The sequence below is a fragment of the Halomonas sp. A11-A genome (assembly GCF_003182195.1).
Taxonomy (GTDB): domain Bacteria; phylum Pseudomonadota; class Gammaproteobacteria; order Pseudomonadales; family Halomonadaceae; genus Halomonas; species Halomonas alkalicola.
In genome coordinates, this window is sequence record NZ_QGTM01000024.1 from 24890 (window position 1) to 43467 (window position 18578).

General features: G+C 67.6%; 18 protein-coding genes and 1 pseudogene. 10 read left to right on the forward strand and 9 right to left on the reverse strand.

What is annotated here, in order from left to right; translation table 11 throughout:
* Positions 1-30: 30 nt before the first annotated feature.
* The gene (locus tag DER72_RS13265; protein WP_110070467.1) at positions 31-939 is read right to left on the reverse strand and encodes a complex I NDUFA9 subunit family protein; all 909 of its coding nucleotides are present in this window, start codon (positions 937-939) and stop codon (positions 31-33) included.
* Between the two features lie 141 nt (positions 940-1080).
* Here DER72_RS13265 and DER72_RS13270 point away from each other — a divergent pair, with 141 nt between their 5' ends.
* The 8 genes from DER72_RS13270 (at position 1081) to DER72_RS13305 (ending at position 8411) form a co-directional block, all read left to right on the forward strand.
* Positions 1081-1422 (forward strand): zinc ribbon domain-containing protein YjdM, encoded by a 342-nt coding sequence (locus tag DER72_RS13270; RefSeq protein ID WP_110070468.1) that lies wholly within the window; start codon positions 1081-1083, stop codon positions 1420-1422.
* Positions 1423-1660: 238 nt separating this feature from the next.
* Entirely contained in the window at positions 1661-2125 is a 465-nt protein-coding gene (locus DER72_RS13275) for an SUF system Fe-S cluster assembly regulator (protein ID WP_110070469.1), read from the forward strand.
* Between the two features lie 68 nt (positions 2126-2193).
* Positions 2194-3636 carry a Fe-S cluster assembly protein SufB gene (gene sufB / locus DER72_RS13280; RefSeq protein WP_110070470.1) on the forward strand — a complete coding sequence of 481 codons (1443 nt, stop codon included), beginning with the start codon at positions 2194-2196 and terminating at the stop codon, positions 3634-3636.
* A 32-nt stretch (positions 3637-3668) separates the two neighbouring features.
* Positions 3669-4421: a Fe-S cluster assembly ATPase SufC gene (sufC, locus tag DER72_RS13285; RefSeq protein WP_110070471.1), complete on the forward strand. Its 753-nt coding sequence runs from the start codon at positions 3669-3671 to the stop codon at positions 4419-4421.
* Entirely contained in the window at positions 4418-5764 is a 1347-nt protein-coding gene (gene sufD / locus DER72_RS13290) for a Fe-S cluster assembly protein SufD (RefSeq protein WP_110070472.1), read from the forward strand. The genes sufC and sufD overlap by 4 nt, the downstream gene beginning before the upstream one ends.
* Positions 5765-5789: 25 nt before the next feature.
* Positions 5790-7046, forward strand: coding sequence for a cysteine desulfurase (locus DER72_RS13295; protein WP_110070473.1), 1257 nt, complete (start codon positions 5790-5792; stop codon positions 7044-7046).
* Positions 7047-7054: 8 nt separating this feature from the next.
* Positions 7055-7627, forward strand: coding sequence for a putative Fe-S cluster assembly protein SufT (gene sufT, locus DER72_RS13300; protein WP_110070474.1), 573 nt, complete (start codon positions 7055-7057; stop codon positions 7625-7627).
* 31 nt (positions 7628-7658) lie between these two features.
* Entirely contained in the window at positions 7659-8411 is a 753-nt protein-coding gene (locus tag DER72_RS13305) for a vancomycin high temperature exclusion protein (RefSeq protein ID WP_240407752.1), read from the forward strand.
* 89 nt (positions 8412-8500) lie between these two features.
* Here DER72_RS13305 and DER72_RS13310 read toward each other — a convergent pair whose 3' ends face one another.
* From DER72_RS13310 to DER72_RS13325, 4 genes are all read right to left on the reverse strand, one after another.
* Positions 8501-8944 carry a hypothetical protein gene (locus DER72_RS13310; protein WP_110070475.1) on the reverse strand — a complete coding sequence of 148 codons (444 nt, stop codon included), beginning with the start codon at positions 8942-8944 and terminating at the stop codon, positions 8501-8503.
* Between the two features lie 112 nt (positions 8945-9056).
* A complete protein-coding gene (gene rimK, locus DER72_RS13315; RefSeq protein ID WP_110070476.1) occupies positions 9057-9965 on the reverse strand; it encodes a 30S ribosomal protein S6--L-glutamate ligase in 909 nt (302 codons plus the stop codon).
* A gap of 40 nt (positions 9966-10005) precedes the next feature.
* Entirely contained in the window at positions 10006-10443 is a 438-nt protein-coding gene (locus DER72_RS13320; RefSeq protein WP_110070484.1) for a RimK/LysX family protein, read from the reverse strand.
* A gap of 25 nt (positions 10444-10468) precedes the next feature.
* On the reverse strand, positions 10469-11494 hold the full coding sequence (locus tag DER72_RS13325) for a DUF3549 family protein (RefSeq protein ID WP_110070477.1): 1026 nt from the start codon (positions 11492-11494) through the stop codon (positions 10469-10471).
* A gap of 273 nt (positions 11495-11767) precedes the next feature.
* On the opposite strand from DER72_RS13325, the gene DER72_RS13330 reads away from it, so the two are divergent.
* Positions 11768-12118: a YqcC family protein gene (locus DER72_RS13330; RefSeq protein WP_309064167.1), complete on the forward strand. Its 351-nt coding sequence runs from the start codon at positions 11768-11770 to the stop codon at positions 12116-12118.
* Between the two features lie 82 nt (positions 12119-12200).
* Here the strand turns inward: DER72_RS13330 and DER72_RS13335 are convergent, their stop codons facing one another.
* A complete protein-coding gene (locus DER72_RS13335; protein ID WP_110070478.1) occupies positions 12201-12836 on the reverse strand; it encodes an OmpW family protein in 636 nt (211 codons plus the stop codon).
* A gap of 213 nt (positions 12837-13049) precedes the next feature.
* Positions 13050-13655 carry an OmpW family protein gene (locus tag DER72_RS13340; RefSeq protein WP_110070479.1) on the reverse strand — a complete coding sequence of 202 codons (606 nt, stop codon included), beginning with the start codon at positions 13653-13655 and terminating at the stop codon, positions 13050-13052.
* Between the two features lie 279 nt (positions 13656-13934).
* Between DER72_RS13340 and DER72_RS13345 the strand changes: the two genes are divergently transcribed.
* Positions 13935-14234: a cyd operon YbgE family protein gene (locus DER72_RS13345; protein WP_181395674.1), complete on the forward strand. Its 300-nt coding sequence runs from the start codon at positions 13935-13937 to the stop codon at positions 14232-14234.
* Positions 14235-14312: 78 nt separating this feature from the next.
* Here DER72_RS13345 and putP read toward each other — a convergent pair whose 3' ends face one another.
* Together putP and putA are read right to left on the reverse strand one after the other, a co-directional pair.
* Entirely contained in the window at positions 14313-15818 is a 1506-nt protein-coding gene (gene putP, locus DER72_RS13350; protein ID WP_110070481.1) for a sodium/proline symporter PutP, read from the reverse strand.
* Positions 15819-15927: 109 nt separating this feature from the next.
* A pseudogene (gene putA, locus DER72_RS13355) lies at positions 15928-18486 on the reverse strand (bifunctional proline dehydrogenase/L-glutamate gamma-semialdehyde dehydrogenase PutA); the annotation flags it as partial.
* Between the last annotated feature and the right edge of the window lie 92 nt (positions 18487-18578).

The following is an 18578-nucleotide window of genomic DNA, read 5'->3' on the forward strand; positions in this document are numbered from 1 at the left end:
AGGGCGAGAGGGCCTATCCTGCCAGGTGGCTCAGCCGGCGGCCAGGCAGGCCGGCAGGCTGTCGTGGAGGGTGCGCGGCACGATGCCCAGGTCGTCGAAGCTGCCCACGTCCTCGCCGACCAGGGTGTCCTGCTGCATCAGGATCACCTGGTCCCGGGTCAGCGGCGGTGAGGGCAGGGGGGCGAGCAGGGCCGCCACGAGGCGCCAGGCTGCAAAGGGCACCGGCAGCAGGTGGCGCCGGCATGTCAGGTGGGCCAGGAGCTGCTCGACGATCTGGCGGTAGGTGAGCCGCTCCGGGCCGCCCAGCTCGAACAGCCGGCGCTCCAGCGGGCGTGCGCCGCTCAGGCGCACCGCGGCGCGCGCCACGTCATCCACGTGCACCGGCTGCAGCCGGGTGCTGCCGCGGCCAAACAGGGGGAAGGCCGGCAGCCGTGCCAGGCGCACCAGCGCCGAGAGGAAGGCATCGTCGGGGCCGAACAGCACCGCGGGGCGCAGCAGGATCGCCTTGGGCAGGGCATCGATCACGGCGCGCTCCCCGGCGGCTCGGGCACGCACATAGGCGGAGGGGGAGCGCTCGGCGACACCGATGCCGGAGACATGGACCAGTCGGCTCACGCCGGCCTCCCGAGCGAGTCGCGCCAGGCGCTCGGCGCCCGCGACATGGATCGCCTCGAAGGTGAGGCCGGCGCGGGGCCGTTCCACATAGAGGCTCACCGCGTTGATCACCGCGCCGCTGCCGGCAAGGGCAGCGGCGACCTGCGGCTCGTCGCGCAGGTCACAGTCCACGGCCTCCACGCGGTCCCCGGCTTCCAGCCAGTCGGGCAGGTGTGGGCGCCTTGCCGCGATGCGCACCGAGCGGCCGGCCTCCACCAGTTCGCGCACGATAGCGCGGCCCAGAAAGCCGGTGCCGCCGACGACCGTGGTGGGGGCCTCCTGCATGTCGCGTCCTTCGTGCTGCCGGGAAAGTCCCTATCCTGCCAGGCTCGGGGTAGGGCGTCATGTCCGGTGGATCACGGCTGGAGCCCGCCCGCACGGCGGTGTAGGCTTGGCCGCTTCCATCAATCCTTGCCGGAGCCCGCCATGAGCGACCTTCCTCACTGTCCCGCCTGTGATTCCGCCTTCACCTACGACGACGGCCTGCAGTATGTCTGCCCGGAGTGCGGTCACGAGTGGTCCCGCGAAGCCGCCACCGACGTGGCCGACGAGGCCCCCCAGGTGCGCGACGCCAATGGCAACCCCCTGGCCGATGGCGACACCGTGACCGTGATCAAGGACCTCAAGGTCAAGGGTTCGTCGCTGGTCGTCAAGGTGGGCACCCGGGTCAAGAACATCCGCCTGGTGGAGGGCGACCACGATATCGACTGCAAGGTCGATGGCATCGGCCCCATGAAGCTGAAGTCCGCCTTTGTCAAAAAAGCATAAGCGTAAAGAAGGCCTGAGCGTCAAGAAGGCCTGAGCGTCAAGCCGGCCTCCCATCGATAGATCCTGCCAATGAGAACGATTGTCGTTATTGATGGGATCGGCGGCGAACGTGCCGGCATCTTCCCCGCCGAACCCGCGAAACCCTCCGCTGCTCTTCACATCGGTTCGATACAGGACTAAAATGGTCCCCAATCGAGACGCGGCCCCTTTCGGGCCGCGCGCCACCGAGGAGGGCAGCATGCTCAAGCTTTCGCGGCTGACCGACTACGCCGCCGTGGTGATGGCCCAGATCGCGCGTCATCCGGAGCACTCCCATGCGGCAGGGGAGCTGGCCGAGGCGGTGCAGCTGCCGCACCCCACGGTCTCCAAGACCCTCAAGATGCTGGTCAAGGCGGGTCTCCTCGAGTCGCGGCGCGGTGCCCAGGGTGGCTACTCCCTGGCGCGCCCGGCATCCAGGATCACCGCCATCGACATCATCACTGCCATCGAGGGCCCGGTGGCCATGACCGAATGCAGCCACGCCGAGGGCGACTGCGACCTGGCCGCCACCTGCGGCGTCGCCGACAACTGGCAGCGGGTGTCGCTGGCCGTGCGCACCCTGCTCGACAGCGTGACCCTGGCCCACCTGGCCGACACCGCGCCGATCAAGCTGCCGGTGCAGCTGCCCATCCAGAGCGTGACCCTGGCCGCCGACACGGCCTGAGTCGCCTTACCGAATCCAAAGCGGCGAGCCCGACTCGCCGGCCCAACCGCCCGGGGAGGGGAGACATCATGGCAAGTCAGGAAATGGAACAGCTTGTCCGTCGCGAATACAAGGAAGGCTTCGTGACCGACATCGAGAGCGACACGCTGCCGCCAGGCCTCGACGAGGGCACCATCGCCTTCATCTCGAAGAAGAAGGGCGAGCCCGAGTGGATGCTGGAGTGGCGCCTGGAGGCCTACCGCAAGTGGCTGACGATGACGCCGCCCTCCTGGGCCCATCTCGACTATCCGCCCATCGACTACCAGGCGATCTCCTACTTCAGCGCGCCCAAGCGCCCGGAGGATCGCCCCCAGAGCCTGGATGAGGTGGACCCCAAGCTGCTCGAGACCTACGAGAAGCTGGGCATTCCCCTGCACGAGCGTGCGGCCCTCGCCGGCGTGGCGGTGGATGCGGTGTTCGACTCCGTCTCGGTGACCACCACCTTCAAGGAGAAGCTCTACGAGGCGGGAGTGATCTTCTGCTCCATCTCCGAGGCGGTGAAGGACTATCCCGAGCTGATCAAGAAGTACCTGGGCACCGTGGTGCCGGTGACCGACAACTACTTCGCGGCGCTCAACTCCGCGGTGTTCACCGACGGCTCCTTCGTGTTCGTGCCCAAGGGCGTGACCTGCCCCATGGAGCTCTCCACCTACTTCCGCATCAACGCCGCCAACACCGGCCAGTTCGAGCGCACCCTGATCATCTGCGAGGAGGGCGCCCAGGTCTCCTACCTCGAGGGCTGCACCGCGCCGATGCGTGACGAGAACCAGCTGCACGCGGCGGTGGTGGAGCTGGTGGCCCTGGACGACGCCTACATCAAGTACTCCACGGTGCAGAACTGGTACCCGGGCGACGAGGATGGCAAGGGCGGCATCTACAACTTCGTCACCAAGCGCGGCGACTGCCGCGGCGACCGCTCGCGCATCAGCTGGACCCAGGTCGAGACCGGCTCCGCCATCACCTGGAAGTACCCCTCCTGCGTGCTGCGCGGGAAGGACAGCATCGGCGAGTTCTATTCCGTGGCGGTGACCAATGGCCGCCAGCAGGCCGACACCGGCACCAAGATGATTCATATCGGCGAGGGCAGCCGCTCCAGCATCATCTCCAAGGGGATCTCCGCCGGCCGCAGCAATCAGTCCTACCGCGGCCTGGTGAAGATCGGGCCCCGTGCCAAGGGGGCGCGCAACTTCACCCAGTGCGACTCCCTGCTGATCGGCGACCAGTGCGGTGCCCATACCTTCCCCTATCAGGAGATCGGCAACAGCACCGCCACCGTGGAGCACGAGGCGACCACCTCCAAGATCGGCGAGGATCAGCTCTTCTATTGCCAGAGCCGCGGCATCTCCGAGGAGGACGCGGTGAGCATGATCGTCAACGGCTTCTGCAAGGACGTCTTCCAGGAGCTGCCGATGGAGTTTGCCGTGGAGGCCGAGGCGCTGTTGAGTGTCACCCTCGAAGGCGCGGTCGGCTAATCCCCCATTTTCAGAATTCAAAGGTAATGAAGATGCTCGAAGTCAAGGATCTGCACGTCACGGTCGAGGGCAAGGAAATCCTCAAGGGCCTTACCCTGACCATCAATGCCGGCGAGGTGCACGCCATCATGGGCCCCAACGGCGCCGGCAAGTCCACCCTCTCGGCGGTGATCGCCGGCAAGGAGGGTTACGAGGTTACCTCAGGCTCGATCACCTTCGAGGGCCAGGACGTGCTGGAGATGGAGGTCGAGGAGCGGGCCCTGGCCGGCATGCTGCTGGGCTTCCAGTATCCGGTGGAGATCCCCGGGGTGAAGAACATCTACCTGCTCAAGGCGGCGCTCAATGCCAAGCGGGCCGCCAATGGTCAGGAGGATATCCCGGCGCCGGAGTTCCTGAAGCTGGTCAAGGAGAAGATCGCCGAGATGAAGATGGACGCCAGCTTCCTGCAGCGCTCCGTCAACGAAGGCTTCTCCGGCGGCGAGAAGAAGCGTAACGAGATCCTGCAGATGCTGGTGCTGCAGCCCAAGCTCGCCATGCTCGACGAGATCGATTCCGGCCTCGATATCGACGCCATGAAGGTGGTCGCCGACGGCGTCAACAGCCTGCGCGCCGAGGATCGCGGCATCCTGCTGGTGACCCACTACCAGCGCCTGCTCGACTACATCGTGCCGGACAAGGTGCACGTGCTGGTGGATGGCCGCATCGTCAAGAGCGGCGGTGCCGACCTGGCCCTCGAGCTCGAGTCCCGAGGCTATGACTGGGTGCTGGAGGAGACCGCTGCATGAGCGATGTTCAGACCTTTCTCGACCGCCTGGCCGAGCTCGGCGCCCGGCGCGGGCCTGAGCCGACCTGGATCGCCGCCCGGCGCCAGGCCGGGGCCGCGCGCTTCGAGGCGCTGGGCTTCCCGACCCGCCGCGACGAGGCCTGGAAGTACACCGACGTGCGCGCCATCGCCCGGGGCGACTTCGCCCTGGCCGAGGACGCCGAGTTCTCCCAGGCCAGTGCCGCGGCGCTGACGCTGCCCCTCGACGCCCATCGGCTGACCTTCGTCGACGGTCACTTCTCGGCGGTGCTCTCCCAGCTCGACGGCCTGCCGGCCGGCGTGGCGCTGCTGCCGCTCTCCCGGGCCCTGGAGGAGAACCACGAGGCGGTGGGCGGCCCCCTGGGCCGGCTGACCGGCGTCGACTTCTCGCCCTTCTCGGCGCTCAATACCGCCTTCATGGAGGAGGGCGCGGTGCTGCGCCTGGCGCCGGGCACCGTGGTGAAGAAGCCGATCATCCTGCAGTTCCTCTCCCGGGCCGGCGAGCGGGCGGTGATGAGCCATCCGCGTATCCTGGTGGAGGCCGGCGGGCGCAGCCAGGCGACGCTGATCGAGCACCACGTGGGGGAGGAGGCCGCGGCCAACTTCACCAACCTGGTGGCGGAGATCATGCTCGACCGCGGCGCGATCCTGACCCATTACAAGCTGCAGGAGGCGCCCCTGGCCGACCTGCACGTGGCCAGCATCCACGTGGAGCAGGGCCGCGACAGCACCTACACCTCGTTCAACCTGAACCTGGGCGGCGGCCTGGTGCGCACCGACCTGATCAGCGAGCTCAACGGTCAGGGCGCCACCGCCAACTTCTACGGCCTCTTCTACGGGCAGGGCCGCCAGCATGTGGACAGCCACACCGTGGCCAACCACAACGCGCCCCACACCTACTCCAACGAGAACTACAAGGGCATCCTCGACGACCGCGCCCATGGCGTGTTCAACGGCCGGGTGGTGGTCAAGCGCGACAGCCAGAAGATCGAGGGCTTCCAGAGCAACGCCAACCTGCTGCTCTCCGACCGGGCCGAGATCGACGCCAAGCCGGAGCTCGAGATCTACGCCGACGACGTCAAGTGCTCCCACGGCACCACCACCGGCCAGCTCGACGAGGAGGCGATCTACGCCCTGCGCGCTCGCGGCATCGACCGCCAGACCGCGCGTGGCCTGCTGACCCTGGCCTTCGCCGGCGAGGTGCTCGAGGCGGTGAGCCTGGATGCGATTTCCGAGCGCGTGGAGCTCGCGGTGGCCGGCAAGCTGCCGGAGCGCTTCAACCTGGCCGGGCTGGTGGAAGCCGCCGCGGCCCTGGGCGGCGAGTGAGCCCGCCCCTGACGAGGAACTCGCCATGACTGAACTGGCTACCCGCGATGCCGACGCGCCCGTCCTGGACGTGGCGGCGATCCGCGCGGACTTTCCGATCCTCGCCCGCCAGGTGCACGGCCGGCCGCTGGTCTATCTCGACAACGCGGCCACCAGCCAGACCCCGCGGCAGGTGATCGCGGCGTTCGACGACTACTACAGTCGCTACAACGCCAACATCCACCGCGGCCTGCACACCCTGGCGGATGAGGCCACCGCGGCCTTCGAGGGCACCCGGGAGACGGTGCGCGGCTTCCTGAACGCGGCCGAGCATCGCGAGATCATCTTCACCCGCGGCACCACCGAGGCGATCAACCTGGTGGCCAACAGCTGGGGCCGCGCCAACCTGAAGGCCGGCGACGAGGTGCTGATCTCGCGCCTGGAGCACCACTCCAATATCGTGCCCTGGCAGCTCCTGGCCGCCGAGCTCGGCTTCACCATCAAGGTGATCCCGGTGGACGAGCGCGGCGTGCTGGATCTCGACGCCTACCGGGGGCTCTTCACCGAGCGCACCCGGCTGGTGGCGGTCAACCACGTCTCCAATGCCTTCGGCACCGTCAACCCGGTCAAGGCGATGGCCGCCATCGCCCACGCCCAGGGCGCGCTGATCCTGGTGGATGGCGCCCAGGCCACCCCCCACCAGGCGGTGGACGTGCGCGACATCGACGCCGACTTCTATGCCTTCTCCGGCCACAAGGTCTATGGCCCGACCGGGGTGGGCGTGCTCTACGGCAAGGCGTCGCTGCTCGAGGCGATGCCGCCCTGGCAGGGCGGCGGCGAGATGATCAGGACGGTCTCCTTCGAGGCCGGCACCTCCTTCGCCGAGATCCCCCACAAGTTCGAGGCCGGCACCCCGGCCATCGCCGAGGTGATCGCCCTGGGCGTGGCGCTCAAGTGGGTGTCAGGCGTCGGCCTGGGCGCCATCGGCGCCAGGGAAAACCGCCTGCTCGAGCACGCTACCGCCGCGGTGTCGCGTATCGACGGCCTGCGCATCCTGGGCACCGCCCCGGGCAAGGCAGGGGTGCTGTCGTTTGTGGTCGAGGGCGCCCACGCCCAGGACATCGGCCTGCTGATCGACCAGCTCGGCGTGGCGATCCGCACCGGCCACCACTGCGCCCAGCCGCTGCTGGCCCAGTTCGGCGTGGATGCCACCTGCCGGGCGTCGTTTGCCGCCTACAACACCCTGGACGAGATCGACACCTTCGCCGAGGCGCTGACCCGCGTCATCGGCATGGTGCGCTAAGGACGCCCATGAGCGAAATCGAGCAGATAGCCAGCCTCGAGAAGGGGCAGACCCTGCCGCTGCAGCGTGACGTGGAGGCGATCTCCATTCCTTTCGGCAAGACCGTCACCCTGGCCGAGGACAGCATCGTCAGCGTGATGCAGGCCAAGGGCAGCACGGTCAGTGTCGGCTTCGAGGGTCGCCTCTACCTGATCGAGGGCGCCAACCTCGACGCCCTGGGCCTGGAGGCCCTGCCGCGGCCGACCCTGGCCGAGGACGCCTCCGAGGAGGAGATCGAGCAGTTCGTCTGGGACCAGCTGCGCACCTGCTTCGACCCGGAGATCCCGGTCAACATCGTCGATCTGGGGCTGGTCTACGGCTGTCGCATCGAGCGGCTGATCTCGGGGGAGCGCATCGTCACCATCCGCATGACCCTGACCGCCCCCGGCTGCGGCATGGGGGATGTGATCGCCGCCGACGCGCGCAACAAGATCCTCGGTGCCCCGCAGATCAGCAAGGTGCATACCGAGATCGTCTTCGATCCGCCCTGGAGTCGTGAGATGATGAGCGAAGAGGCCCGGCTCGAACTCGGCATGTTCTGACGGCGGCCTGGCCACACGCCCGGGGAGGGCCATGAAGCGAACCGCCTGGAAGGCCCTGCGGGGGCTGCTGATGACCCTGGGGGCCGCCGCGCTGCTGGCGGCCCTGCTGTTCGTGGCAGCCAATCTCTGGGTGCTGGGCCGGACCCACTCGCGCATCGAGCACACCCTGCCGCTGTGCGGCGGCGAGCGGGTGGGGATCGTCTTCGGCACCTCCCACTGGACCCGCAGTGGCGTTCGCAATCCCTACTTCGATGCGCGCATGAGCGCCTCGGCCCGGCTGCTGCGCCTGGGCCGCGTCGATCACCTGCTGCTCTCCGGCGACAACCGTACCCGCTTCTACAACGAGCCCGTGACCATGTGGCGCGACCTGCGCGGTCGCCAGGTGGCCGATGCCGACCTGACCCTGGACTACGCCGGCTTCAGCACCTTCGACACCCTGGCCCGGGCTCGGGAGGTGTTCGGCGTCGAGCAGGCGCTGCTGATCACCCAGGCCTGGCACCTGCCCCGGGCGCTGTTCATCGCCGATGCGCTGGGGCTGGAGGTCACCGGCTGCGCGGTGCCATCGCCCTCGCGCAAGGTCAGCGGAGAGTGGCGGCTGCAGGCACGGGAGTGGGTGGCGCGGGTGGCCACCCTGGGGGATCTCTATGTGTGGGGACGCGAGCCCTACTTCCTGGGGCCGCTGGAGCCGCTGGAGATTGCCCCGCGCTCCTGGGAAGCCTGGCTGTTCACTGCCGACGGCGAGGCTCCCGCGGAAGACGATGGCATCACCGGCGAGGGCGGCTGACGGGGAGGGGCGAAAAATGAACGGCGCGAAAGGTGAAGGGCCCCGAAGGTGAGGGGCCCTGAAGGTGCGGTGAAGCTGAGGCGCCGGGCTCAGCGCCGGCGCGGCTTTTGCTGGGCGTAGAGTTCGCGGATCAGCGCCCGGCAGCCCTTCCAGCACTCCTCGATCACCGGCTCGATGGCATCGGGCAGGGGATGGGTATAGAGGGTCGAGAGGGCCTGCATCAGCACCCGCTCCTGCTCGAGGAGCTCGCCGATCACCACCTGGCTCTCGTTGCCGACGAAGCTCTTCAGCCGGCTCCACAGCCACATGTAGTCGTCGCGCTCCACGTCGGCATCGCGGGGCAGCATGTTGAGATGCTTGCGTGACAGCTCCTGAAGCTCGCGCATCGACCGGCTCCTGGCCTCGTAGTGAGGCTTCAGGGTGTCACGCAGGGCTGGGCGCAGGCGCTCCAGATTGTCCTGGAAATAGTCGATGCTGTCGGCCAGCGCCTCCAGGGCGCTGTCCATCGCCACCTGGCGATTGTCGAGAAACATGAGCGGTCACCTCCTCCGGTGACGCAGATTGTGGCCGGGGAAACACTGTTTTACTACCCCCGGGAAGGAATAAATATCCCCCTATTGGGCCTGGCCGGCGGCGTTCTGGCAATTACCCCTTGGGTTTAGGCGGTGCCTTGCGGTTGGGGGCGGCATTCTTCTCGATATGCTCGATGATCAGGCCGGCGATGTCCTTGCCGGTGGCGGTCTCGATGCCCTGCAGGCCGGGGGAGGAGTTGACCTCCATGATCACCGGGCCGTGGTTGGAGCGCAGCAGGTCTACGCCTGCCACTCGCAGGCCCATGGCCTTGGCGGCGCGGATCGCCGTGGAGCGCTCCTCCGGCGTGATGCGGATCACGCTGGCGGTGCCGCCGCGGTGCAGGTTGGAGCGGAACTCGCCCTCGGCGGCCTGGCGCTTCATGGCCGCCACCACCTTGTCGCCGATCACGAAGCAGCGGATATCGGCGCCGCGGGCCTCCTTGATGTACTCCTGCACCATGATGTTGGCCTTCATGCCCATGAAGGCCTGGATCACGCTCTCGGCGGCCTGGTTGGTCTCCGCCAGCACCACGCCGATGCCCTGGGTGCCCTCCAGCAGCTTGATGACCAGCGGGGCTCCCTTGACCATGGTGATCAGGTCGGGGATGTCGTCGGGCGAGTGGGCGAAGCCGGTGATCGGCAGGCCCAGCCCCTTGCGGGAGAGCAGCTGCAGCGAGCGCAGCTTGTCCCGGGAGCGGGTGATGGCCACCGAGTCGTTGATCACGTAGGTGCCCATCATCTCGAACTGGCGCAGCACGGCGCAGCCGTAGAAGGTCACCGAGGCGCCGATGCGCGGGATCACCGCGTCGAAGGGCTCGAGCTCCTCGCCCTTGAGGTGGATCGAGGGGTGGTGGGCGGCGATGCTCATGTAGCAGCGCAGGGTATCCACCACCCGGATGCTGTGGCCCCGCTGTTCGGCGGCTTCCACCAGGCGGCGGGTGGAGTAGAGATTGCGGTTGCGTGACAGCAGCGCGATATGCATCGAGGGGCTCCAGTGGCCGGGGGGCGGGGTGGCGTTCGCTTCAGGGTTCGCCGTGCAGGAAGGCGGCGCCGGGCGCCACCAGCAGACGGCGCAGGGCGCGGCGGCCCAGCAGCATGGGGTGGCGCATGTTGCGGCGGTCGGTCAGGGTCAGCTCCACCGGAAACTCCAGGTCGCCCAGGCGCATGGTGGTGCGGATCACATAGCGCCACTCCTCCTGGCCGTTGGAGCTGCGCACCTTGCGGCGGTCATGCAGGTGCATGCGGAACACGTGGGGCGGCGTGTGCGGGCCGCCGCTGCGCGTCGTGAAGCTGACCCACAGGTGGCCGTCCTCCTCGAAGGATTCGATGTCCTCGGCGTGCAGCGCCGAGGTGCGCGCGCCGCTGTCGGCCTTGGCGCACAGGGTCAGGTGCATCTCCGGCAGTTCCACCATCTCGCGACGGCCGATCACCGCCTTGGGGGTGTAGGGCAGTTCTCTCATGCTCATGGGAATCCTTGCAGGCCTGTCAGCGGGTCAGGGCGGCCAGCCGGCGGCCGATCGGGCTCTCCGGGGCGGCCTCGCGCAGGGTCATCAGCACCGGCAGCCGCAGCCGCGGCACCAGCGCGAGGTCGCGGGCCACGCTCATGAAGTCGGCGGCCTCGCAGGCGGCCAGCCGTCCGAGAAAGTTGGGCAGCCGCTCAGCATCCTCCAGGTGGCGCCAGCCGCGCCCGGCCATGGCCGCCAGCAGGTCGGGGCCGCAGGCGTCGTCATCGGCCAGCAGCTCGTCGTACCAGGCCCCGGCCAGCTCGCCCTCGGCGCCGGCCACGGCGCGCACGCAGGCGGAGAATACTTCGATGTCGCCGGCCCGGGCCGCCGCCTCACCGCGGTTGCGCAGTGCCCGGACAAGGCCAACCCCGATGGCCACATGTTCCAGACAGTAGCACAGCGAGGTGAGCACTTCGTGGGGCAGCTCGGGCAGCCGGGTGGCCAGCCGGGCCTGCTCATCGGCGTCCATGCGCACGACGAAGTCCGCCAGCCCCTGCAGGCCCAGGGCCTGCCAGTCGATGGCCTGCTGGCCGCTCAGGTAGGCCTCCACCGGCTCCAGGTGCTGGCTGGCCGGCAGGTCCAGGTCGAGGCTGGCGCGGGCATGCAGCAGGGCCTGGAAGGGCAGCGAGGGAGTGAAGGCCAGCGGGTTGTCCTTCATCAGGTTGTCCACCGCCTCGCCGTCCTCGCGCCCGACGCTTTGCACGCTGCGCCCCAGGGTCTCCAGCAGGCGCTGCAGGAAGGCGTCGCGGGGCGCCGGCACCAGCTGGCCCTGTTCGTCCAGGGGCAGGGCGAGGAACCAGATGACCGGCTCGGGCATGTCACCCAGGCGGAACACCAGGCCGAGACGCGCCTGGCCCTGCCAGGGGGCCGGCCAGGCCTGCTCGCCCGCCTCGAAGGCCGCCAGGGTCGCCATCTCGCAGGGCTCGACGCGTCTGCCCAGATGGTAGAGCCGTACCGCGGCGCCGCTGCGCACGAAGAAGTCATGTAAGGTGTTGATGGGCTGCATGCTCTCTCCCGTCGTCGAACCGTGCACTCTACCTTGGCGGCCTGCCGCTGTCAGCAGCCGAGCGCAGCGGGAGACAGGGCCCTGGTCAATTCTTGATCGATCTCTGCCAGCCCCCATGAGCCGTGGCTCCGCGTCGCCTTTCCAGAGATTATCCACAGCCCCGTTCAGGAAAACTGTGAACTGTGCTCAGGCCGTCCCGGAAGAGGTGCCGGGTGTGGACAACCCTGTGGGGTAGCCAGGGGAGGGGGATCATAAGGATAATGGCGAGCACACATGACCGAGGTATTTCCCATGAGCGTTCATCAGGAGCTGGCGGCCGCCCTGCGCGAGCTGGAGGCCACCATGCGGGCCACCGGGCAGTGGCGCATGGAGCCCCCGGAGCCCGCGGCCTTTGCCAGCATCGAGCCCTTCTGTGCCGACACCATGTCACTGTCCCAGTGGCTGCGCTTCGTCTTTATCGTGCGCCTGGAGGCGCTGGTGGAGGCCCGTGCGCCGATGCCGGCGAAGTGCGAGGTGGCCCCGGCGGTGGAGGCCTGGCTGGCCGAGTCCGGGGCGCGCGCCAGCGAGCGGCAGATGATCGCCGAGGCCGTGGCGCGCATCGACCGGCTGGTCACCGAGGGCTGAACAGGGCCCGACATGCTTCCCCACCAGCGCAGGAGGCCCGCCATTGGCGGGCCTCCTGCGTTTCGCGCGGGTGGCGCGAGGATCAGAAGCGGTAGCTGATACCGCCCATGATGACCCAGGGATCGATCTTTACGGTGCCTACCTCAGTGCCGTTGAGGCTGGCGTCGGTTTCGATATCGATATACCAGGCGGCGGCGTTGAGCGCCCAGTTGTCGTCAATCAGGACGTCCACGCCCACCTGGCCGGCGGCGCCCCAGGAGCTGGAGAGGTCGAGGTCGATGCCATCAATATCAAGCTTCTCGCTGGAGAAGCGGGTGTAGTTGATGCCTACGCCGACATAGGGCTGCACCAGGGCCGCGGTGCCGCCCAGGGGGTAGTACTGCACGGTCAGGGTCGGGGGCAGGTGCTTGGTAGAAGCCAGGTTCTGGCCGTCCAGGTTGATGTCATGCTCGAAGGGCAGGGCGGCCAGCAGCTCGACGCCGACGTTATCGTGGAAGCGATAGCCCAGGGTAAAGGCGAAGTTGGTGTCATCCTGGACATCTACCGCCAGGTTGCCAAGAGCCGTATCGAGGTTACCGTTATCACTCTTGGGCGCTACCTTGGCGACGCCCAGGCGGGTAAAGAAGTCGCCCGCGCCGTAGGCCAGGGCCTGGGTGCTGGTGGTAAAGGCGGCGGCGGCCAGGCCGGCGGCGAGCAGGGTGGGGAAGTGCTTGCGCATGGGGCGACTCCTTGACGTTCCGGTTTCAGCAATGCCGCACAGGCCCTTGCTGGCCTGTCGGGGTTAAGGCAATTTTAATCAAGCCGCCTCGGAGCTTTCTTGACGCCGGTCAAGTGGTGCTGCGATGCACAAGGGTGAGAGACACAAAAAGACGCCGCCGGGCTGGGCCCGGCGGCGTCCTTGGTTACCGCAATCATCATGCCATGTGCGGCATCAGAAGCGCAGGGTCACGCCGCCGCCGATGGTCATGGGATCCACCTTGGCGGTGCCGAGGCGCTCGCCGTCTACGGAGATACGCGAGTCCACGTCGGCGTAGTTGGCGAAGCCGTTGAGCATCAGGTTCTCGGTGATGGCGAGATCCACCCCTACCTGCCCTACGGCGCCATAGCTGCGACGGGCATCCACGCCCTCCGGCTCGCCGGAGAAGCGGGTGTAGTTGAGGCCGGCGCCCACGTAGGGCTGCACGCGGGAGTCCATGCCGCCCAGCGGGTAGTAGTTGACCAGAAGATTGATCGGCATCCGATCGACGCTGCCGAACTCACCGCCGCCGAGAGTCAGGTCGTGCTCGAACTTTTCGGAGCTGTTCAGTTCTATCCCCAGTTTGTCGGTGAAGAGATAGCCGAGACCATAGGTAAAGCCGCTGGCACTGCTAACCCCCAAGTCTAACTCGGCGGCCTGGCCGTTGTCTGAACGCGTGTCTGTCTTTGCGTAGCCGCCGCGCACAAAGATATCGCCCGCCTGGTAGGCCAGGGCCGCCTGGCTGGCGACGAGGCCCCCGGCGGAGAGCAGGGCGGCAGTGAGAAGGAAGTGCTTGTTCATCAGGGTATCCTCGCATCGATCATGGGCGTCACAGGCCCGAGGGGTTTTTCTTGTACATTCTGACTATAGAAAAACATTTGGTAGAAGTCTTGTAAAGATTTTGGATGGCCGTGATAGACCCTGATGGTCGGCATCACGGGAGATTTCGGCGGTGGCGGCGGGGCACAGGCGCGGGCCTTGCTGTACAAGATTTTTCGCGCTGCGGAATCGACGGTTCGCGCTCCGGGCGGAAATCGTCTTGACTTGAGGGAGGACAAGGAGAAGCCAGGGGGAAGACCCATGCGGATTGCCCAGCGCCTGAGTCGCGCGAGGTGGGAGCCCGAAATTTCGCTGCTGGTCGCGGCATTTCTGGCGGTGTGGCTGCTGCTGGAGCCGGCGCTGATCCAGGGGTTGCCCCTGGGGATGCGCCTGCCGGCGGTGCTGCTGGGCATCTGGGCCCTGGGCGCGGCCTTTGTGCGCCCGCTGGGCCTCTCCCCTGAGCGCCGCTGGCAGCGCCGGCTGGCGACGCCGCCCTGGAGCCTGGTGGCACTGGGGCTGTTTGCCGGCCTGCTGCTGGGTCGCGCACTGCTGGGAGGCTGATGCGAAGAGAGCCTGCTACCGGGTGCCCTCACCAATAAAAAGAGCTCCCGAAGGAGCTCTTTCTCTACCCTGCTCGGGTCACGATGCCCGGCTGTCACGATCGATATGCCGATACTCACCGGCGTCGGCCGTCATGCTGCTCACCGCGATGATGGCGACGAGGGAGGCAATGAAGCCGGGAATGATCTCGTACACGCCGGGGCCACCCATGAATTCGGCGTTCCAGCCAAGCGTGATCCAGAGCATCACGGTGACGGCGCCCACGACCATGCCAGCGATGGCGCCAGCGCCGTTGGTGCGCGGCCACATCAGCGACATGATGATCAGCGGTCCGAACGCCGCCCCGAAGCCAGCCCAGGCGTTGCTGACCAGCCCCAGAACCTGAGAGTCCTCGTCGGAGGCAATGATGGCGGCCACCACGCCGACGATCACCACGCAGAGGCGACCTATGGCGACACTCTCCTTCTCGCTGGCTTCCTTGCGCAGGAAGAGACGGTAGAAGTCTTCGGTCAGCGACGAGGAGGAGACCAGCAGCTGGCTGGAGATGGTGCTCATGATGGCCGCGAGAAGGGCCGCATAGAGGAAGCCGGTGATCAGCGGGTGGAACAGCAGGTTGGCCAGGATGATGAAGATGGTTTCAGGGTCCTGAACGTCCATCCCGTTGCGGATCGCGTAGGCCCGGCCGAAGATGCCCAGGGAGACGGCGCCGATCAGGGAGATTGCCATCCAGCTCATGCCGATGTTGCGGGCAATGGGCACATCCTTCAGGGAGCGGATCGCCATGAAGCGCACGATGATATGGGGCTGGCCGAAGTAGCCGAGGCCCCAGGCCACCGCGGAGAGCCAGCCGACGAAGGTCAGCCCTGCCGTCCAGGAGAGCAGCGTCGGGTCAACGGCGTTGAGGGTCTCGGAGGCCTGGGCGAAGCCGCCGCCGCCTTCCCCGAAGAGCACCACCGCCGGCATGAGCACCAGGGCCAGCATCATGATGCAGCCCTGAACGAAGTCGGTCAGGCTCACGGCCAGGAAGCCGCCGACGACCGTATAGGCCAGCACCACGCCCAGGGTGATCACGACGCCCATGGCGTAATCGCTCATTCCGCCGAAGTTGTAAATGCCGGAGAAGGCGCTCTCGAACAGCTTGCCGCCCGCCACCAGGCCAGATGCCGTATAGACCGCGAAGAAGACGACGATGACGACGGCAGAGACCGTGCGCAGGGCGAGTGCCCGGGTCGGGAAGCGGTTGGCCAGAAAGGCCGGAATGGTAATGGCATTACCATAGTGGACCGTCTGTTCCCGCAGGCGAGGTGCGACCAGCGTCCAGTTGAGGAAGGCGCCCACCAGCAGGCCGATACCGATCCAGGCAGAGCCCAGGCCAGAGATGAAGAGCGCGCCGGGCAAGCCCAGCAGCAGCCAGCCGCTCATGTCCGAGGCGCCGGCCGACAGTGCCGCCACCTTGGGACTGAGGGCGCGCCCCCCCAGCATGTAGTCTTCCGAGGAAGAGGTGGCTCTCTGCATGGCATAGACGCCGATGGCGATCATGAGCACGAAGTAACCAATCAGGCTGATCCAGACACCAATGGCCATAGAAGTTCTCCAGTTCGTTGGGACGGAGCGGACTCCGTCCGGTGAGCGCCCTCGCGTGAGTCGTCACTCGGGCGCCGTCTTGTTGTTGATGACGGCAGGCTGCTGCCGATCATTCGTCTCCCAGCGCAAGCAGTGACGCGTTGCCGCCCAGCGCGGCGGTGTTGACGGTCACCGTCTTTTCCGTGGCGAAGCGCAGCAGGTAGTGCGGCCCGCCGGCCTTGGGTCCGGTCCCGGAGAGGCCCTGGCCGCCGAAGGGCTGAACGCCCACGACGGCGCCGATGATATTGCGGTTGACGTACACATTGCCAACGCGAATCTTCTGCGCTATTTCATCAGCGAAGGACTCATTGCGGCTATGAACGCCGAAGGTCAGTCCATAACCCCGCCCGTTGATCGACTCGATCACCCGGTCGATCTCGCTGGCCCGGTAGCGCACAATGTGCAGTATCGGGCCGAACTGTTCCCGCTCCAGCGCCTCGATGCCGTCGATCTCGAAGGCCACCGGGGCGACGAAGGTGCCGTCGCCGGTGAGCCGCGGGTCGAGGCGGGTCTCGGCGACCAGGCGTCCCTCGGCCTTGAGCCTCTCGATATGGGCCCCGAGGCCGCGGCGAGCGTCCTCGTCGATCACTGGGCCGACGTCGGTGCCCAGGTCGCGGGGGTCGGCCACGCGCAGCTCGGCCATGGCGCCCTCGAGGATCGTGATGACCCGGTCGGCCACGTCCTCCTGGAGGTAGAGCACGCGCAGCGCCGAGCAGCGCTGGCCGGCGCTCTGGAAGGCGGACTGGATGACATCGGCGACCACCTGCTCCGGCAGGGCGGTGGAGTCGACGATCATGGCGTTCATGCCGCCGGTCTCGGCGATCAGGGTGGGCAGGGCGGCTCCCTCGCGGGCGGCCAGGGCGCGGTTGATGATCTGTGCCGTATCGGTGCCGCCGGTGAAGACCACGCCGGTGATGCGCGGATCGCTGGTCAGCACGCTGCCCACGGTGGGCCCATCGCCGGGCAGCAGCTGGACCACGTCGCGGGGCATGCCGGCCTCGTAAAGCAGCTCGATCACCCGGTGGGCGACGATGGAGGTCTGCTCGGCGGGCTTGGCCAGCACGGTGTTGCCGGCCACGGCGGCGGCCACCACCTGGCCGCAGAAGATCGCCACCGGGAAGTTCCAGGGGCTGATCGCCGCAAAGACGCCCTTGCCGGCGAGCATCAGCTGGTTGGATTCGCCGGTGGGGCCGGGCAGGGCGATGGGCTGGCCGAACAGCTCCTCCGCTTTCATGGCGTAGTAGCGGCAGAAGTCCACTGCCTCCTTGATCTCGTCGACGCCATCGGTGAGCAGCTTGCCCCCCTCCCGGGAGCAGAGCGTCATCAGCTCGGCCATATGGGCCTCCATCAGGTCGCCGAGGCGGCGGACGATGGCGGCGCGCTCGGCCACCGGGGTGCTCTCCCAGCGCGGGAAGGCAGCCCAGGCGGCATCCACGGCGCGGGCGGCCTGCTCGGCGCTGGTCCACTGCACAATCCCGACCCGCTTGCGGCGGTCGTAGGGGCTTGCGACCGCGTGCTGGCTGGCCGGGTCATCGGCCACCTCGAAGGCCAGCAGCGGCCCGACCCGGTGCTCCTTCTCCATGCTGGCGGCCATCTCGTCCATCAGCGGCTGGTACTGGCTGCGCACGTTGAGGTTCACGCCGCGGGAGTTGGGGCGGCCGGGGCCGAAGATGTCACGCGGCAGGGGAATGCGCGGGTTGGCGTAGGTCTGGTACTGGCGCAGGGTCTCGGCCGGGTGCACGCAGAGCGACGCCACCGGCACGTCGGGGTCCACCAGCTGGTGCACGAACGACGAGTTGGCGCCGTTCTCGAGCAGCCGCCGTACCAGGTAGGGGAGCAGGTCCTTGTGGGCACCCACGGGCGCATAGATGCGGCAGTAGGTGCCCTTGGGCGCGCGGGTCAGGGCCGCGTCGTAGAGCGCCTCGCCCATGCCGTGCAGGCGCTGGAACTCGAAGGGGCGCGAGGCCTCGTTTGCCTGTTCGAGAATGGCGCTGATGGTGTGGGCGTTATGGGTGGCGAACTGCGGGAAGATGCGCCCGCGGGTGGCGTCCGAGAGCAGGAAGCGCGCGCACACCAGGTAGGCCACGTCGGTGCTGGCCTTGCGGGTGTAGACCGGGTAGCCGTCGACCCCGAGCTGCTGGGACTCCTTGATCTCGCTGTCCCAGTAGGCGCCCTTGACCAGGCGCAGGGGGATCTCGTCACCCTGCTGGTCGGCCAGCCGGTTGAGATAGTGCAGCACCGGCAGGGCGCGCTTGGAGTAGGCCTGCACCACCAGCCCGAAGTGCCCCCAGCCCCTGCCGATATCGCTCTCGTAGACCGCACGGAACACCTCCAGGGAGATCTCCAGTCGGTCGACCTCCTCGGCGTCGATGGTCACCGCCACCTCGCGCTCCCGGGCCAGGGTCACCAACTCGCGCAAGCTGGCCACCAGCTCCTCGAGGACCTGGTCGCGGCGCCCGAACTCGTAGCGGGGGTGCAGGGCCGAGAGCTTGATGGAGACCGAGGGCGCCGGGGTCTTCGCGGAGAGCGCCTTGCTGGTCTTGCCCACCCGCTCGATGGCGCGGGCATAGTCGTTGAAGTACTTGGCCGCGTCGCTGCGGGTGCGCGCCGCCTCGCCGAGCATGTCGTAGACATCATGGATTGACCTGCCCCACCTCAACGTCGTGGGTTATGTTGAGGTAGGGCAACAACACAGAGCCACTATTGAGGGAGGCAGGTCAT

Coding starts and splice junctions, on each gene's coding strand:
- DER72_RS13335 (WP_110070478.1), bottom strand. CDS start 12,836: ATGCGCAAGCACTTCCCCACCCTGCTCGCCGCCGGCCTGGCCGCCGCC.
- DER72_RS13305 (WP_240407752.1), top strand. CDS start 7,659: ATGAAGCGAACCGCCTGGAAGGCCCTGCGGGGGCTGCTGATGACCCTG.
- rimK (WP_110070476.1), bottom strand. CDS start 9,965: ATGCATATCGCGCTGCTGTCACGCAACCGCAATCTCTACTCCACCCGC.
- DER72_RS13295 (WP_110070473.1), top strand. CDS start 5,790: ATGACTGAACTGGCTACCCGCGATGCCGACGCGCCCGTCCTGGACGTG.
- sufT (WP_110070474.1), top strand. CDS start 7,055: ATGAGCGAAATCGAGCAGATAGCCAGCCTCGAGAAGGGGCAGACCCTG.
- DER72_RS13270 (WP_110070468.1), top strand. CDS start 1,081: ATGAGCGACCTTCCTCACTGTCCCGCCTGTGATTCCGCCTTCACCTAC.
- DER72_RS13330 (WP_309064167.1), top strand. CDS start 11,768: ATGACCGAGGTATTTCCCATGAGCGTTCATCAGGAGCTGGCGGCCGCC.
- sufB (WP_110070470.1), top strand. CDS start 2,194: ATGGCAAGTCAGGAAATGGAACAGCTTGTCCGTCGCGAATACAAGGAA.
- DER72_RS13265 (WP_110070467.1), bottom strand. CDS start 939: ATGCAGGAGGCCCCCACCACGGTCGTCGGCGGCACCGGCTTTCTGGGC.
- DER72_RS13345 (WP_181395674.1), top strand. CDS start 13,935: ATGCGGATTGCCCAGCGCCTGAGTCGCGCGAGGTGGGAGCCCGAAATT.
- DER72_RS13310 (WP_110070475.1), bottom strand. CDS start 8,944: ATGTTTCTCGACAATCGCCAGGTGGCGATGGACAGCGCCCTGGAGGCG.
- DER72_RS13320 (WP_110070484.1), bottom strand. CDS start 10,443: ATGAGAGAACTGCCCTACACCCCCAAGGCGGTGATCGGCCGTCGCGAG.
- DER72_RS13325 (WP_110070477.1), bottom strand. CDS start 11,494: ATGCAGCCCATCAACACCTTACATGACTTCTTCGTGCGCAGCGGCGCC.
- putP (WP_110070481.1), bottom strand. CDS start 15,818: ATGGCCATTGGTGTCTGGATCAGCCTGATTGGTTACTTCGTGCTCATG.
- sufD (WP_110070472.1), top strand. CDS start 4,418: ATGAGCGATGTTCAGACCTTTCTCGACCGCCTGGCCGAGCTCGGCGCC.
- DER72_RS13275 (WP_110070469.1), top strand. CDS start 1,661: ATGCTCAAGCTTTCGCGGCTGACCGACTACGCCGCCGTGGTGATGGCC.
- DER72_RS13340 (WP_110070479.1), bottom strand. CDS start 13,655: ATGAACAAGCACTTCCTTCTCACTGCCGCCCTGCTCTCCGCCGGGGGC.
- sufC (WP_110070471.1), top strand. CDS start 3,669: ATGCTCGAAGTCAAGGATCTGCACGTCACGGTCGAGGGCAAGGAAATC.